Origin of the sequence: Nocardia sp. NPDC051900 (assembly GCF_044452545.1) — a bacterium.
GTDB classification, from domain to species: Bacteria; Actinomycetota; Actinomycetes; order Mycobacteriales; family Mycobacteriaceae; genus Nocardia; species Nocardia sichangensis.
In genome coordinates, this window is record NZ_JBITBU010000003.1 from 158,334 (window position 1) to 173,748 (window position 15,415).

Below are 15,415 nucleotides of genomic sequence, written 5' to 3' on the forward strand. Positions count from 1 at the left end.
GCCCCGAGGCCCGGGAGTGTCAACCGAATAGTCCGCCCAGCAGCAATATGACCCACCCGAGCAGCACGCCCGCCGCGCCGCCTCCGATCACCCACCGTGTCACCGGAGCGAAACGCCAACGCCATGCGGTGGGCGCGGCGCCGCCGGCCGCGACCAGATTCACCGCCACCGCGAGTAACGGATGCACTTCGGCCAGCGCGGCCCCGAAGGCGTACACCGCGACCGCCGACAGCAGCGCCACCAGGAACGCCACGGTGAGGCCCGCGCCCCACGGTGTCGGGTCCTGGTAGGACGGATACGGCCGGTACGGTCCGGTCACGCCGTCCTCACCCGCTCGTAGAACGCCATCGCGGCCGCGGTAGCCACATTCAGCGAATCGGTGCCCGGCGTCATGGGGATGCGCGCGCGGACGTCGGTGGCCCGCATGGCCTCCTCGGTCAGTCCCGGCCCCTCGGCTCCGAGCAACAACGCCACCCGCTCCCCCGTCATCGCCGCGGCCAGATTCGCCGCCGCCGGGTCGGGCGTGAGGGCGATGATCTGGAATCCCTTGCGCCGCAGTATATCCAAACCATCCGGCCAATCCGGCACGGATGCGAACGGCACGCGCAGCACATGTCCCATCGACACCCGGACGGCGCGGCGGTACAGCGGGTCGGCGCAGCGGTCGCCGAACAGGATCGCGTCGGCGCCGAGCCCGGCGGCGTTGCGGAACATGGCGCCGAGATTCTCGTGGTCGTTGACGCCTTCGAGCACCGCGACCGTGCGCGCCTTCTCGATCACCTCGTCCAGGCCGAGATCGGTGGGGCGGCGGGCGACGGCAAGCACGCCGCGGTTGAGGTGGAATCCGACCACCTCGGCCATCACCTCGGCCGTGGCGCGGTAATACGGCACGTCGACGGTCACCAAGTCGTCGGCGAGTTCGGCGCGCCTGCGCTCCACTCCGAGCAGGGCGGTCGGCGCGAAACGCGAATCGAGCATGCGCTGGACCACCACGACGCCCTCGGCGATCACCAGCCCTTTGCGCCCGGGTAGATCGGGCCTGCGATCGGCCGACTTGAGATCGCGGAAGTCGTCGACCCGTGGGTCGGCGGGGTCATCGATGTCGATCACTTCGGCCACCGCTCCATCCTGCCGGGCCGCCGCGGCCGGGTCCGAATCGGTATTCGCCGCGCGGTCGCGGACGGCGAAAATGCGGTGCGGGCAGGTACGCGGGCGTGGGATGGTCGAGGCATGACCCTGCCGGGAATCACCATTCGGTCGACCACCGCGGACGACGCGGCCGCGATCACGACGCTGGTGGAGACCTCGTTCGGCACCCGCTACGACCCGGCCGAGGTGGACCCGAATCCGCTGCTGTTCCCACCGGAGAACTCGATCGTCGCGGTCGAGGGTGGAGAGGTCGTCGGGCACACGCAGTCCACCACCATGACGGTGACCGTGCCCGGCGAGCGGACCGTGCGGGTGTGCGGCATCGCGGGCGTCGGCGTCGCACCGACGCACCGGCGGCGCGGCATCCTCCGCGCCATGTACACCGAACAGCATCGGCGCGTCGAGGCCGACGGCTTGCCTCTGACCATGTTCACCGCGAGCGAGGGCGGCATCTACGGCCGATTCGGTTACGGTCCCGCGACACGGGAGAACGCGGTGGGCATCGAGCGGCGCTTCGCCGAATTCCTCCCCTCGGCACCCGATCCCGGCGGTGTGACGCTGCGCCCGCCGAGCGAGCTGCGCGCGGCGGCGGAGGCGATCTACGACCGATGGCGCAGGCTGGTGCCCGGCGCGCAGGTACGTCCTGCGGCGGCCTGGGACATCGTGTTCGATGATCCGCAACGCTACCGGGAGGGCGGGACCACCTTGTTCGGACTGCTGCACGCCGACGGCTACGCGCTGTATCGGTACCACGCGGACGGCAGGGCACGGACGGTGGAAGTCGCCGAGATGCGGACGGTCACGGCCGAGGCACACGCGGCCCTGTGGCGGGCCTTGCTCGGACTCGATCTGGTGCGACGGGTGGATGCCGTGCTGACCGACCACGACCCGCTACCCTATCTGCTGACCGATCCCCGCCTGGTGCGCACCACCGCCCGCTACGACGGGCTGTGGCTGCGCCTGATGGACGTCCCGGCGGCACTGACAGCCCGCGCTTACGCGAGCGACTTGGACGTGACGCTAGAGGTGACCGATCCCTTCCGGGACGCGGGCGGCACGTACGCACTGCGCGTGCGGAACGGAGAGGCCGAATGCGAGCCGACCGATCGCGCGGCCGATATCGGGCTCGGCATCGACGTGCTCGGCAGCATGTATCTCGGCGCGTATCCCGCGCGAGTGTTCGCCGCGGCGAACCGGTTGCGGGCGAAAGACGCCGCGCAGCTGCGTACCTTCGACGACGCCTTCCGCGCGGAGCGGGACGCGATGCTCGGTTGGTTCTTCTGACGACGCGCGGCGGACCGCGGGCTGGCATGCTGGTCTCATGAAGCCGATTCAGCTGATCCTCAACATCCTGTGGCTCGTCTTCGCTGGATTCTGGCTGGCGCTCGGCTACATCGCGGCGGGGATCATCTGCTTCATCCTGATCATCACGATTCCCTTCGGCATCGCGTCGTTCCGGATCGCCGCCTACGTGCTGTGGCCGTTCGGCCGGACCACCGTGGAGAAGCCGGGCGCGGGCGCGGGCTCGCTGATCGGCAACATCATCTGGTTCATCGTCGCGGGGTGGTGGCTCGCGCTCGGGCATCTGCTCACCAGCATTCCGCTGTTCCTGTCGATCATCGGCATTCCGTTCGGCTGGGCGAACCTGAAGTTCATACCGATCTCGCTGTTCCCCCTGGGGCGGGAGATCGTGGACAGCGATCGGCCGTTCGGCGCGCAATAGCGCCAGGTCCACCAGGGTTTCCATCGCTCGACGCCGTGGAAGAAGAGCTGCGCCATCTCGCGACGACACTGTGATCCGCATCACAGTGTGTTAACGAAATCACACCTCCGTGCGAAGGTTAGCTAGAAGGTAACTGATTTATTTCCAGTGCCCACAGCGTCCCCAGCGGGCGCCGAGCCGACCGCACGGAGGGCTCCACCATGACCGACCGAACCGCCCGCCGGGCCGACTCGGACACCGCGCCACTCGCGCCGATCGCGGTGACTCTGGGAGTGCTGCTGCTGATCGGCGCGGCCACCCAGCTCACGCGCCTGCCCCGATGGGCCGACGACTACGGAGTTCTGGTCTATCCGGCCTTCGTCCTGTGCCTGACCATCGCGGGCGGCCTGCTGTGGTGGGGCGCCGGGATCATCAAAGCCAAGCGCTGACCCACTCCGTCGGCGGCGTGCCCGACGAACGCCGTTACGGCCGTGGCGCTTACTCGGATTCCGCGACGATCTGCTTCATGATCGCCACGGCACGGGTGAGCACGACGAGTTGGTCCTCGGTGAGCGTCGACAGCCGCTCGGTCATCCATGCCTCGCGGGCGCTGGCTTCGTCGGCGATGAGCGCGCGCCCCGCCGGGGACAGCGAGACGATGATCTGACGGCCATCGGTCGGATGCGGATTGCGCTCGACCAGATCGAGGTCGGTGAGCGAGGCGATGACGCGGGTCATCGACGGGGGCTGGACGCGTTCCTTGGCGGCGAGTGCCCCCGGGGTCATCGCGCCCTCGCGCGCCAGCGTGGCGAGCGCGGAGAGTTGAGTCAGCGAAATCTGCGAGTCGGCACGACGGCCGCGCAGGTGCCGCGTCAGTCGAACGACCGCCAGCGAGAGCTCACCAGCAAGGGCTCTGACATCCGATGGCGTTGTCACAGTGGCAAACGATACGGGACCGAGGGCGGCCGGTCGCGGCTTCCCGCCATGGTGCGGCCACCTCGTCTTCGCGCGGGCGGCGGACTCCTCCGAGCCGGGCCGATTAGGCTTGACCCGTGACACAGAAAGTCCCGCAGCTTCCGCCGCGCCTGACCGACCCGCGCCCCGTGCTCGCGGTCGGCAGCGCGCTGTGGCTGATCGCCACCGTGGTGGTGTGGGCGGGCGGCGACCGGTGGGCGTCGGCCCGTCCGGTCTGCCTGATGGGCCTGGTGGTGGGGCTGATCGGACTGGTCATCTATCTGGTTCAGCGCCGCGGCGCGCGGCGCGGGGACAAGGGCGCGCAGACGGGCTTGTAGCCGGCCTGGTTACCTTCGGACCAGCTCGAATTCGTCGGTCGTGCCGGTGAGCGGGTAGAGCGCGCCGCCGGGATCCAGACGGGTGGCGTAGTGCTGGAAGCGATAGCGTCCCGGCTCGGCGTCGAGAGGGATGTCCCAGGTGAACCGGGCCACCGACTCGGCGAGCCCGCGCTTGCTCCAGTGGTATTTCACCGCCCACTCGCCCTCGTTGGCCACCCGCACCCATTCGCCGGAAGCATTCCTGCGCTGCACTTCCAGGAACGTCCCGTTACGCCGATTGTCGTGTTTCGGGTGGGCCGAGACGAATTCGGCCAGCACTTGGTCTCCTGGACCGTAGGACGGGTGCGGTTGCACGAGCACGTCACCGAAGTCGCGACCCGGCGCGGCCGCGTCCGGACCCGCGCCCGGCTGGAAGTTCGGTTGCAGCTGGGACACATCGCGCGGGGCCGGGCCGCGCGGCACCGGTCCACGGGCGGCGAATGCCGTAGCCAGACGGGTGAACTCCTGCTGATAGGCGCACAGCGTGTAGCGGCCGAACAGCGTCGAAGCGCCCTCGTACTGCTGGGAGTCGTATTCCTCTGGCGTGGTGACGTATTCGTGGTAGGCGTTCGCGTATCCCTGCATGAGCACCTGCTCCAGCGGGACGCTCAGCGCCGCGGCGACAGCCTTGCGAATGCGCAGGCCGGACGTGATGGTGAACTCGCCGCCCGCGGCGGCCAGATAGAGCTCGCCGATGCGAACGAGCTGAATCGGCACCACATTCGGCACCCATGGCACCGGAGGCAGCAGGCCCAACGGCACCGCGATCGCTTTCGGCGCCTGCGCGTCCGCCAGCCAAACCGGCGCGGGCTGGGCCGGATCGCCGAGCGACTCGATAAACGGGTTGCGCACGCCCTCCGGGATCGGGCCGCCGGGCAGTCCCGGACCGTCCTCGACGCTGCCCGCGATCAGCGACACCCCCGCCGCGGCCGGTGCGGTGCGGCGCGGCATGCCGTCCGGCGTGAAGCGGCCGTCCACGGCGATGTCCGCCAGGTCGATGTAGCAGAGCGTCCCGTCGACCGGGCCGGAGATCGACCGGGCCTGGGTCACCGCTTCTTTCGACGCCGTGTACTGCCGCTCGCCGAGGATGCGGGTGTTCTCGAACTCGTCCTCGGTGGGACCGGAGCCTTGGCGCAGGTTCAGGTTCGGGGACATGTCACCGGCGTTGGTCTGCGCGAAGGCAGCGACGAACGCGGGCTTGCCGTCCAGGTAACGCACGCCGTGCTCGATGCGCTCGGCGGAGAACGCGGCGTAGCCCTTGTTGTCCGAGCTGATCAATCGGTTCGTGTTGGTCATGGACGTGTTGTGCGTGGCGAACCAGGTGATGGTCCCCGCCGTGCGCCCGCCCTTGCGCAAGACGAGAGTGGTCACGGCGGGGTCTATGGCATCCGGGAAATGCTCTTTGTCCGCAGGCGGATTGAGTTCCCAAGCCACGCGTGACCGATTCACGCTCGCGTTGTGCAGCTCGGCGCGGCCGAGGGACAGCGAGCCGGGGCCGAGATCGGCGTGCGCGGCGGCGATCGCCTCGACGATCCCGTTGACCTCGGCGTCGTACACCTGCTGCTGGAAACCGAGGATGGACAGGTTGTAGGCGTAGTCGTTGCTGGAGCCGCCGCAGGTCGCGTGCGAATGGGTCGATGTCAGCAGGACGTTCTGCTCGGTGTACAGGTCGCCGAAACGCCGGGCCAGTTCGGTCAGCACGCCGCGGTGCACGGACTGGAAGATCATTCCGTTCTCGGCGACCACGAAGACGATCCGCCGCCCCGCGCCGCCGATGATGAACGCCCGCGCCCGCGGGCGCAGGTGGATGCCCGCGGTCTGCTGCTCGAGCTGGGAGTAGCCCATCATCCCGCATTCGGCGGCCGGGCCGGTGATGTCGGAGAGTCCGACACCGATCTCGTAACCGCCGGAATCCGGTGCGGCGGCCGCCGGAACGCCGAGTGCGTCGCTCATCCCGGGTACCGTCGCGGCCGCGAGCGTGGCGGACCCGATCGCCGTCCGAGTCAGAACAGTTCGGCGTGACACCGGCATACCCGTCTCCTTCTGTCCCGATGCAGCGAACCACACAACTGGTCACTCGTCCAGTCCAGATTTTTTCCACCCTTGAATTGACTGCACGAGCCGTGGGCGCTTAACTCCCTTGGGTGTCCTCCCGATTGAGCGTCGAAGAACGACGGGCCCACCTTATCGAGGCCGCGATCGGCCTTGCCGAGAAAAAGGGTGTTGCGGGCGTGACCACGCGTGATGTCGCTCAGGCGGCCGGCGTCTCGCTCGGTGTGGTGCATTACTGTTTCGAAAACAAGGACGCGCTGATGACCGAGCTGGTCAAAGCGTTGTCGATGGAATTGCGCGATTCCGTCGACGCGAACGAAACGGTTTGGCAGGACGTCGGAAGTGGAAAAGAAGCCCTTCAAAAATTGATCCGCGCGGGTCTGGAACTGATGTGGCTGAACATCGAAGCCACTCCGGAACGACAACTGCTCACTTACGAAACGACCACTTACGCGTTGCGCGAGGGCGAACAAACCCCGGCGAAACTCGCGATCGCGCGCGAGCAGTACAACTTCAACGACTCAACGGTCGCCGACATCCTGGAGCACGCGCGCGACGCGACCGGCAACACCTGGTCGGTCCCGGTGCAGACACTGAGCCGGTTCACGCTCAACGTCATCGACGGTGTGGTGCTGCGCTGGTTGGTGGACAACGACAGCGAGAGCGTGCGCGGGCAGCTCGATCTGCTGAGCGAGATGCTCACGGGGTACGCGGCGCAGTAGCCGAGCTCAGCCACCCGGCCGCGGCGCGCGGACGTGCACGGCCGAGCCGGTCTGCCACCAGGGCACCGCGACCGTGGCCTCGATCGCGCCGCTCAACCGCACCGTCAGGTCGTGGTGTACGACCAGCTCGCCCGCTTGCGGCGGCAGAGCGAACAGCTGCCGCAGCACGACTCCCAGCGGCTCCGCTGCCCAGGTCGTGCGACGTCCGACGCTCACCACCTCGCCGGTGACGGCCTCCGACACCAGCCGCAGATCGAGCAGAGCCGCCAGAGACGAGGCCGTTCCGGCGTCGCCGACAACCAATCGATCCGGCGGCACCGCCAAGCCGAACCACGGTCGATCGAGGACGAACGCGTCTTCCGGATCGACCACGGCGCCGGTGAGCGCGCGCACGCGATCGGGTGGCCGCAGGTCGGCGAGGTCGAGCAGGCCGGCGGCGACAGCGGCGGCCAAGCGGGCATGAGTGCGGGAGACGACCTCCGGCGAGGGAGTTCTCGACGTGTCGGCGAGCGCCTCCAACAAAGCGGCGGCCAACTCGTCGGTGATCGTCGCGGGGTCGGCGAGAATCGCGCGACAAGCGTCCGGGTCGACACCGGCGACGGCGAACGCCGGTAACAGACCGTCGAAGTCGGTGTCGGCGGGATGGCGCAGAAGTCCCAGCGGAGTGCCGTCGACCCGCGCGTATCGGCGCAACCACCACGCGGTGTAGCCGTCGGCGTCGGTGAGCAGGCGGCGGGTGCGCGGCGACCCGGCCAACTGCCGCAACGCTTCCGGCCAGGCGGCGTCATCGATCAGGTCCAGGTCACGGACGGCGACCAGCTCGGGCGGATCGTCCGGCAGCGTGGACCACCAGTGCTCTTCGTCGTCCAGATCGTGGTCAGGACCAGTCGGATCGGCTTCGACGATCACACCGAAATCCCAGCCGACGCCGACGGCGCGCAGCGCGTCCGCGCCGTAGCGTTCGACCAGTTCTGGGTCGACGGTGCCGAACGGCGCATCGGGCACCAGCAGCTCGCGCAGCGGCGCGCCGGGCAGCAGCAGTTCGTCGGCGGGCCGCGAGTCACCTTCGGTGTCGGGCAATTCCAGCAGGCCCAGCCAGGAAGGCAGTGCCTCCCGGTCGGCATGCGCGGCGAGACGCAGGATGGCATCGGCGGTGTCGGGGTCGCCCGGATGGTCCTCCAGATCGGCGCGCAAGCCCGGGTCGGTCAGGAGATCCTCGGCGGTGGCCGACCGCGCGCCGAGCCGAGCCAGCAGGGGATGCGCGGCCTCCGGATGCGCCAGCCTGGCCCAGTGCAGCGGGATCGCGACCTCGAGCTGATCGTCCAGCACCACGGTGCGCGGCCCCGTGACGAGTCTGCCGTCGGCCAGCGGCACCGCCAGCGCGCCCAACTCCTCCGCCGCGAGCGGATCCACCACGAACGGTTCGAGCGCCGCGTAGAACGAGCGCCACCAACTCGGCGGCCGCTCCAAGCCCCCGGACAACTCCGCCAGCCGAGCCAATCCGAGCCGGTGCACGTCCAGCGCGCCCATGGCCTCGGTGTGTGCCCGTCCGGAGAGGTCCGGGATCACCAGGGGACCGACCACTTCATCGAGCAGCTCGGCCAATTCCGCGGTCAGACCGGTCAAGACGTACGCGCGGGTGGGGACGGCGATGTTCCCCGCTTCGACGTCGGCGACGGCACCGGATTCTCGGCCCCGCAGTTCGTCGTCCGCGCCGGGAAAAGCGGGAGTGCCCGACCCGAGGTGGTCCGCGGTCAAGGGCTCGGGGTCGCCTAGGCCTTCCGGGTAGGCGTGCCGGTGGGTGGCGACTACCGGCAGCCAAGAACGCGTCTGCAATTCGCGCAGCAGCGCTTCGCGCAGCAGGCCATCGGCCTCGCTGCGAGCGAACCCGGGCGTTGGTACCAGCACGAGCCGGTCGCGTGGCGGAAGAGCACGAGCGAAATCCGCGTAGCCGCGGGCCAGTTCGCCGAGCCGCGCGCCGGGCAGCAATCTGCGCCGATCCGGCTGCATCGGGATGTCGGCGATGAGCAAGGCGGGCAGGGACAGTTCCTCGTCCGATCTGGTCGGCGCGCGCAGCACATCGGGGGCGGCGGCCACCGGCCTGCCGTCACGCACCGGCAGCAACCAGCGGGCGCGCGGCGCGCGGTACTGCCACCAGGTGCGCTGTTCGCTGCCGGGGCCGTCGACATAGACCTCGTGCATACCGTCGCCCATGTCCTCGGCACTGCTGACGAATTCGTCCGTGCCGATCCGGATGCGGTGCAGGGCGGGCAGTTCCAGCAGCAGATCGACGGCTTCGGCGCGCATCGCGGCCAGCAGTGCGTCGGCGTCCACGTCCGCGCGCAGCCGCAGCACGACCTCGGTGTCGAGACCGTCCGCTGGTCGCGCCTCGATCGGCCAGGCCAACCGCAGCACCGGTGGGGCGAATTCGCCCGCATCGACCGCAGGTAAACGGATCTCGTTGCGGTGCAGAGCGTTCCGGGTCTCGGCACGCGAGAACCACAGCGACCCGGAGGCCGACCGCAGCTCGATGTCGTCGCTCACCGCGAGCACCGCGGTGAAACCGACACCGAATCGACCGACGGTCCCGCCGTCGGACTTCCCCGACGCGCGCAATGCGGTGAGCGCGTGCACACCGGAGACGTACAGCGGCGCACCGGTATTCCCGACGTGCAGGTCACGACCGTCCAGCCAGACCACGACGGCGCCGTCCACGCCCGCCTTGCGCGCGGCGTCGGCGGCATTCTGCGCCAACTCGGTCAGCAAGCGGTCCCGATAGCCCGCGCGCACCAGGTCGTTCTCGGTAGCGGCGTCCTCACGCAACCGCGTCGGCGAATCACGCCATGCGGCGAGCACCGCCGCTCGCAGCGCCGAAGTGCCGAACGGGTCGGCGGCGTCGCTCAGTTCCGCGGCGATGACCAGAACTCCGGCCGTGCCTCGGAACCCGGAGCGTCGGCGATACCCGACTCGGATCGCGCCTCGGCGTCATCGGCGACCGGCGTAGCGGTGGGTTCCGGTGCGCCAGGCGTGTCCGCCTGGGACGACGATGCGGGCTCGTGCGCCTGCGACACGGTGTCGGAAGCCTCGGCCACATCCGGATCGGCTGCGACGGATTGCACCGGGGTCGACTCGACGGCGTCCGTCGTCGCGTCACTCGATCCGGCTGCTTCGCTCGACTCGACAGCGTCCGGTTCGGTCGCGCGTGGGTCGACGGCATACCGATCGTCAGAACCCGGCGACGCATCACCGCTCGTTACCCCGGGTGCACGTGATCCCGTCGTGCCCGCTTCGGCCGACTCGGACTCCGCCGCACCGGCCTCGCGATCGGTCGCCACCGCGGGACGCGTGACGGCATCGGCGTTTTCCGAATCGACCGGTGCGGCATCCGAACCGCTTTCACCGGCGTCCGCCGCTTCGTCCGTTCCGAGAGCCGGACCGGTGGCTGCGTCGTCCGTCGCCACGCTCGGCTCATCCGCGACCGTCCCGGCAACCGTGTCGGCAGAGGCGGGCTCCTGGCCGGTCGATGCTTCGGCGGCATCGTCCACGCTCGGCGTCGCGCGCACGGCCGGCGGGATGCTCGATTCGGTGAACGCGGCGGCGGCGTCGATTTCGCCGACCTCGGCGGCGCTGACCTCGACGAACTCGACCACATCGCGGTGCGTAGCCGCCGTGCTGCCCGCGGGCTGGGCGGTCGCGCCCAAGTCCTCGACGGTGGTGCTTTCCTCCGAGGCGGCGGTGTCCTCCTTCGCCTCGTCACCTTCGACAGCCGCGAGTGCTTCCGCGATGCCGGAATGCTCGCCGCCGGCGGCGATCGCGGCGGCGTCGTCTCGGGCGAAAACCGCATCTCGCGCGACGACTGGATCCTCGGCCACCGCAGCGTTCTCGGCGACCTCTTCGTGCCCGATCGCCGCGGCTTCCTCGACCACCGCGGCGCGCTCACCGAGTGCGGCATCCTGGCGGAACGCGGGCTCGCCGGTCGTGGCAGTGGTCTCGGAGCGGTCCTCCGGCGCGATGGCAGCTTCCCCGGAAACCGCAGGAGCCCGCACGTCCACAGCCTTCTCGACGACCGCGGCACCCTCGCCGGTCGAGACGTCTCCAGCAGGCGCAGCGGCCACGGCGGCATCCCCGGCCACGGCTGCGTCTTCGGCGACTCCCGGGTCGGCGGCCACCGCGACATTCTCGGCGGCCGCACCGTGCGGATCAATGTCCTCGGTTGTCGGCGCTTCGTCGGCGCCCTGCGGGGCCACGCGAGAGTCGGCGGTTTCGAGCGAGATCACCTCTATGGCCGCGTCGTCGTACGCCTCGAACAGCGGCGACCCGTTACCGGCTGGAACCTCGGTATCCGAGTGCGCGCCGCAGCCGTAGGCGACGTGGACAACGCGCCCGTCCGCGCCCATGGCATTACCGCAGACACCGAACGCGGCGCGCAGCGACCCGGCGAGTGGCAGATAGAAGCCGCAGGTCCCGCAGGTGGCGGGCGCGGCCTTGGCCATCTCCGAGTCGGGTCCGTGTTCGGTGTACCACCGCTCGGCGGCCTCTTCGCGGCCTTCCCTGCTCATCACCTTGGTACGGCCGAGACCGACCTCGTAGGCCACCTCGTCCACCACCGGATCGCCGGTGGCGACGTAGCCCGGCACCAGCCGCGGGTCGTCGGCGGGCGGGGCGAGCAGGTCCCCTGGCGCGAGATCCCCGGGGCGGACGCGCTGCTCCCAGGGCACGAACTCGGGCGCGACCAAGGCATCGGGCCCGGGCAGCAACGCGGACTCGCTGACCGTCGCGTGGTCGGCGTCGGGTGGGGCGGCCACCACGACCGCCCACTGCCACCCGCGGTAACCGGGGAGCGTGGCCTCGAATCGGTGGGTCGCCGCACTCTCGTCCTCGGCGATCACGCCGAGGTGCGCGCCGACGGCCGACGGTTCCAACTCCAGGAGCGCACGGCGGGCCAAATCGACGGCATCGGCCAGAATCGGCCGCACGCCGGACTCCGAAACAGAAACTGCGCTCACGGCCTACATTTTGCCGTATGGAACGCAATCGGCGTGCGTTGGCCATCAGTGTGCTGGTCGGTCTGCTCATCGTGGGTGGATGCGGCGGCGTAGCGGACCAGGCACCCAGCATGAACATCGAGGTGATCGCCACCCGGCCGCACGATACGAAGGCGTTCACCCAGGGCCTGGAGGTCGACGGCGACGTGCTCTACGAGGGCACCGGGCTGGTCGGCGCGTCCGGCGTGCGCGCGTCCCGGCTCACGACCGGGGAGGAGTTGGCCAGAACCGAGTTGCCCGCCCCGTACTTCGGCGAGGGCATCACCCTCGCCGGCGCCACGCTCTGGCAGCTGACCTGGCACGACGGCGTGGCCATCGCCCGTGACCCTGCGACGCTCGCCGAACGCGGCCGGGTGGGCTACGACGGCGAGGGCTGGGGTCTGTGCGCCGCAAACGGACGGCTGGTGATGAGCGACGGCACCGACCGCCTCACCTTCCGTGATCCGGTCACCTTCGCCCCTACCGGCTCGGTCGAGCTCGACAGTCACCACGGCGCACGCCTCAACGAGCTCGAATGCGCGGCGGACGGGTCGGTCTACGCCAACGACTGGCCCACCGACACGATCCTGCGCATCGACCCGGACTCCGGCGCCGTGCTGGCGACCGCCGACGCCGCCGGTCTGCTCCCCGCGACCGCACGGGCAGGCGCCGACGCCCTCAACGGCATCGCCCAACTGCCCGGCACCGACCGGTTTCTGATCACGGGCAAGAACTGGCCGACCATGTTCGAGGTCCGCTTCGCCCCCGCCTGAGCGTGATCGCGGGTCGCGACGACGATCACTTTCCGCCGCCACCCCGGAGCGCGCGTGAACACCCGGCCCGAGAGTGCGCCAGAATTGGAGTCGTGACTACTCCCCGCGAACCTTCCGGTCCCGACCGTGATCGGCGGGAAGGCGAGGAGGTCCCGCCGTTCGATCGGCATCCCGGTTTCGACCGATATCCGCCACCCAACGGGCCGCGGCGCCGCAGGCCGCTACCACCGCTCGGACCGGGATCCGGACGCGCCGCCGAGCGTCATGACCAGCCGGGACCGCCGCCGAGCCCGCGACGCGACCCGCCACGGCCCGCGCAGCCTCCGCCCACCAAGCCGCTCCCGGTCGGGCCCGACGCCGAGCAGCCGAAGGCCTCCGACCGCGCGGCTCGGCACGTCTTCCCGCACCGTCCGGAGCCGCCCCGGTACAGCGAAACACCGGCCCCCGCCGAAGGCGACCATCCCGAGACCGCCGCGCAGGATCAGGGCCGGCAACCCGAGAGCCCCGATGCCGCCGGCGCGCGGCGGATGCCGCGCAAACTCACGGTCACCCGCGTGGCAGCCATGCGCGGCAGGGAACTCACCGAGAAAGGCATCGCGACCTTCCAGCGCGCGGCCAAGGCCGACGGCGCGGACAAGTCCGGCCTCACGGCGCTCACCTACGCCACCATGGCGAACTTCGCCCTGGACGCCGCCATCGCGGTGGCGCTGGCCAACACCTTGTTCTTCGCCAGCGCCACCGCGGAGAGCAAGACGAAAGTCGCGCTGTACCTGCTGATCACGATCGCGCCGTTCGCGGTGATCGCCCCGCTGATCGGACCGCTGCTCGATCGCCTGCAGCGCGGTCGCCGCCTCGCGCTGGCGACGTCGTTCGCGGTGCGCGCGGTGGTCGCGGTGGTGCTGGTCTTCCAGTTCGACACCTGGGCGCTGTATCCGCTCGCGCTGTGCATGATGATCGGCAGCAAATCGTTCTCCGTGCTCAAGAGCGCGGTCACCCCCCGGGTGCTGCCGCCGGACATAGATCTGGTCCGCACCAACTCCCGCCTCACGGTGTTCGGGCTGGTCGGCGGCACCATGGGCGCCGGAGCGCTGGCCGGGTTGGCCGCGGCGATCGCGGGCTCCAACGGCGCACTGGTCTTCGCGGCGCTGATCGCTTGCGGGGGGACGTATCTGAGTCTGCGCATCCCCTCCTGGGTGGAGGTGACCGAGGGCGAGGTGCCCGCGACGTTGAGCTATCACGGCGCCGACGCGCGCACCGAGGTGCTCTCGTCCGGCGCGGAGTCGTCGATCCCGCCGCGCAAGCGCAGGCAACCGCTCGGCCGCGCCGTGGTGACCGGGCTCTGGGGTAACAGCGCCATTCGTGTCCTGACCGGGTTCCTCACCTTCTACGTCGCGTTCGTCGCCAAGGCGACAGAACACCGGCCCGCGCAGCAGGCCCTCATGCTCGGTGCGGTCGGCGCGGCCGCGGCCATCGGCAATTTCGCGGGCAATGCGACGGGCGCCCGGCTGAAACTCGGCAAGCCCTCGCTGGTCGTGCTCGGCTGCACGGCGGCGTGCGCGCTGGTGGCGCTGTTCGCGACGTTCGCCGACAACCTCCTCGGCGCGGCGACCGCGGCCCTGGTGGCGGCGGGGACGAGCGCGCTGGCCAAGGTGTCGCTGGACGCCTCGATCCAGGACGACCTGCCGCCGGAGTCGATCGCCTCCGGCTTCGGGCGGTCGGAGACCGTGCTGCAACTGAGCTGGGTCGTCGGCGGTGCGGCCGGTGTGCTGCTGCCGACCGACTACTGGAAGGGCTTCGCGGTGGTCACCGTGATACTCGTCCTCGGCTTGGTGCAGACTTTCCTCAGCTTCCGAGGCCACTCGCTACTGCCCGGCCTCGGCGGCAACCGTCCCCAGCACGCGGAGCAAGAGGTGCCGACGACCCGGCCGCACGGATATCCGGCGAGCGCGCCTCGGGCGGAGGACCCGGCGCCGCGCGGCGGTGACGCCGAACGCTTTCGACGAGGGCAAGGAGACCCGATCTGGTGAGCAAGCTCAACGCACGCACGATCGCCGCGCTGGCCGCGGTCGCACTGCTCGTGCTCACCGTCGCCTTCGTGGGCGTGCTGGCGGTGCTGGTCCACGACGCCGAGAAGCCCGACGTCACCCTCACCGCCTACGCACACGGCAAGACGGTCACCGTGCGGCCGTTCAGCTACTGCTCGGTGACCATGCAGGACTGCAGCATCCTGCCCGAGGACAATGTCCCCGGCACGGTGTTCACGACGCTGAATTGCGGGCCCGACACGCCGGATTGCCACCGTGGCCGCACCGTCGACCTGGAAGTGCCCGCCGGTTACCCACTGCAGCTGTCGCTTCCGAAGAAGGTCGCCGACGCGCCTTGGCTCGCACAACTGGTCTACCTCTTGCCGAACGGCGAGAAAGTCGACCAGGTGATCAGCCGCAACGACTACCCGGACCGGGCCTTCGCCCTCACCATCGATTCCAAACCGGAGCCGGACCTGCGCCTCATCGGCGTGGAGTTCCAGCTGCCGATCCTCGCCCGCGACGAAACGGGCCGGGAGTTCTACGTGCCGCACGCCACCTGGTCGATCAGCACGGCGTAGCGAGTATCGGACGCAACGTCTTTCGCCGACTCCGCAGACGCCAGTGCGCGTCCGAGC

General features: G+C 70.0%; 13 protein-coding genes and 1 pseudogene. 8 read left to right on the top strand and 6 right to left on the bottom strand.

Translation table 11 applies throughout. The annotated features are described in order from the left end of the window. Nucleotides 1–19: 19 nt before the first annotated feature. Both ACIA5H_RS05440 and ACIA5H_RS05445 read right to left on the bottom strand, forming a co-directional pair. Nucleotides 20–319: a DUF2537 domain-containing protein gene (locus ACIA5H_RS05440; protein ID WP_355074945.1), complete on the bottom strand. Its 300-nt coding sequence runs from the start codon at nucleotides 317–319 to the stop codon at nucleotides 20–22. Further along, nucleotides 316–1,119: a TrmH family RNA methyltransferase gene (locus tag ACIA5H_RS05445; RefSeq protein ID WP_379250511.1), complete on the bottom strand. Its 804-nt coding sequence runs from the start codon at nucleotides 1,117–1,119 to the stop codon at nucleotides 316–318. Before ACIA5H_RS05445 ends, ACIA5H_RS05440 begins: the two co-directional genes overlap by 4 nt. A gap of 111 nt (nucleotides 1,120–1,230) precedes the next feature. Here ACIA5H_RS05445 and ACIA5H_RS05450 point away from each other — a divergent pair, with 111 nt between their 5' ends. The 3 genes from ACIA5H_RS05450 to ACIA5H_RS05460 all read left to right on the top strand — a co-directional run bounded on the left by ACIA5H_RS05450 (nucleotide 1,231) and on the right by ACIA5H_RS05460 (nucleotide 3,300). Then, complete coding sequence (locus tag ACIA5H_RS05450; protein WP_397074113.1) at nucleotides 1,231–2,433, top strand: GNAT family N-acetyltransferase; 1,203 nt, start codon at nucleotides 1,231–1,233, stop codon at nucleotides 2,431–2,433. Nucleotides 2,434–2,470: 37 nt separating this feature from the next. Next, on the top strand, nucleotides 2,471–2,872 hold the full coding sequence (locus ACIA5H_RS05455; RefSeq protein WP_355074951.1) for a YccF domain-containing protein: 402 nt from the start codon (nucleotides 2,471–2,473) through the stop codon (nucleotides 2,870–2,872). Nucleotides 2,873–3,072: 200 nt separating this feature from the next. After that, the gene (locus ACIA5H_RS05460) at nucleotides 3,073–3,300 is read left to right on the top strand and encodes a hypothetical protein (RefSeq protein WP_379250507.1); all 228 of its coding nucleotides are present in this window, start codon (nucleotides 3,073–3,075) and stop codon (nucleotides 3,298–3,300) included. A gap of 49 nt (nucleotides 3,301–3,349) precedes the next feature. Here the strand turns inward: ACIA5H_RS05460 and ACIA5H_RS05465 are convergent, their stop codons facing one another. Further along, on the bottom strand, nucleotides 3,350–3,787 hold the full coding sequence (locus ACIA5H_RS05465; protein ID WP_379250505.1) for a MarR family winged helix-turn-helix transcriptional regulator: 438 nt from the start codon (nucleotides 3,785–3,787) through the stop codon (nucleotides 3,350–3,352). Between the two features lie 116 nt (nucleotides 3,788–3,903). Between ACIA5H_RS05465 and ACIA5H_RS05470 the strand changes: the two genes are divergently transcribed. Next, the gene (locus ACIA5H_RS05470; RefSeq protein WP_379250503.1) at nucleotides 3,904–4,143 is read left to right on the top strand and encodes a DUF2530 domain-containing protein; all 240 of its coding nucleotides are present in this window, start codon (nucleotides 3,904–3,906) and stop codon (nucleotides 4,141–4,143) included. 9 nt (nucleotides 4,144–4,152) lie between these two features. Here ACIA5H_RS05470 and ACIA5H_RS05475 read toward each other — a convergent pair whose 3' ends face one another. After that, complete coding sequence (locus ACIA5H_RS05475; protein ID WP_397074117.1) at nucleotides 4,153–6,213, bottom strand: neutral/alkaline ceramidase; 2,061 nt, start codon at nucleotides 6,211–6,213, stop codon at nucleotides 4,153–4,155. 125 nt (nucleotides 6,214–6,338) lie between these two features. Between ACIA5H_RS05475 and ACIA5H_RS05480 the strand changes: the two genes are divergently transcribed. Then, nucleotides 6,339–6,956: a TetR/AcrR family transcriptional regulator gene (locus ACIA5H_RS05480; protein WP_228829715.1), complete on the top strand. Its 618-nt coding sequence runs from the start codon at nucleotides 6,339–6,341 to the stop codon at nucleotides 6,954–6,956. Nucleotides 6,957–6,962: 6 nt separating this feature from the next. On the opposite strand, the gene ACIA5H_RS05485 is transcribed toward ACIA5H_RS05480, so the two are convergent. Next, nucleotides 6,963–9,812, bottom strand: a complete 2,850-nt coding sequence (locus tag ACIA5H_RS05485) for a sacsin N-terminal ATP-binding-like domain-containing protein (protein ID WP_397074120.1) — start codon at nucleotides 9,810–9,812, stop codon at nucleotides 6,963–6,965. 1,417 nt (nucleotides 9,813–11,229) lie between these two features. Continuing rightward, nucleotides 11,230–11,932, bottom strand: a pseudogene (locus tag ACIA5H_RS05490) (DUF3027 domain-containing protein); the annotation flags it as partial. Between the two features lie 47 nt (nucleotides 11,933–11,979). Here ACIA5H_RS05490 and ACIA5H_RS05495 point away from each other — a divergent pair. The 3 genes from ACIA5H_RS05495 to ACIA5H_RS05505 all read left to right on the top strand — a co-directional run bounded on the left by ACIA5H_RS05495 (nucleotide 11,980) and on the right by ACIA5H_RS05505 (nucleotide 15,358). Beyond that, nucleotides 11,980–12,753, top strand: coding sequence for a glutaminyl-peptide cyclotransferase (locus ACIA5H_RS05495; protein WP_379250495.1), 774 nt, complete (start codon nucleotides 11,980–11,982; stop codon nucleotides 12,751–12,753). A gap of 92 nt (nucleotides 12,754–12,845) precedes the next feature. Next, entirely contained in the window at nucleotides 12,846–14,780 is a 1,935-nt protein-coding gene (locus tag ACIA5H_RS05500; RefSeq protein ID WP_379250493.1) for an MFS transporter, read from the top strand. Continuing rightward, nucleotides 14,777–15,358 carry a DUF2771 domain-containing protein gene (locus tag ACIA5H_RS05505; RefSeq protein WP_355074967.1) on the top strand — a complete coding sequence of 194 codons (582 nt, stop codon included), beginning with the start codon at nucleotides 14,777–14,779 and terminating at the stop codon, nucleotides 15,356–15,358. Before ACIA5H_RS05500 ends, ACIA5H_RS05505 begins: the two co-directional genes overlap by 4 nt. Nucleotides 15,359–15,415: the final 57 nt, after the last annotated feature.

Excerpts from the sequence above, each read along its gene's own strand:
- ACIA5H_RS05450 (WP_397074113.1), top strand. The coding sequence starts at position 1,231 with ATGACCCTGCCGGGAATCACCATTCGGTCGACCACCGCGGACGACGCG.
- ACIA5H_RS05475 (WP_397074117.1), bottom strand. The coding sequence starts at position 6,213 with ATGCCGGTGTCACGCCGAACTGTTCTGACTCGGACGGCGATCGGGTCC.
- ACIA5H_RS05455 (WP_355074951.1), top strand. The coding sequence starts at position 2,471 with ATGAAGCCGATTCAGCTGATCCTCAACATCCTGTGGCTCGTCTTCGCT.
- ACIA5H_RS05460 (WP_379250507.1), top strand. The coding sequence starts at position 3,073 with ATGACCGACCGAACCGCCCGCCGGGCCGACTCGGACACCGCGCCACTC.
- ACIA5H_RS05495 (WP_379250495.1), top strand. The coding sequence starts at position 11,980 with ATGGAACGCAATCGGCGTGCGTTGGCCATCAGTGTGCTGGTCGGTCTG.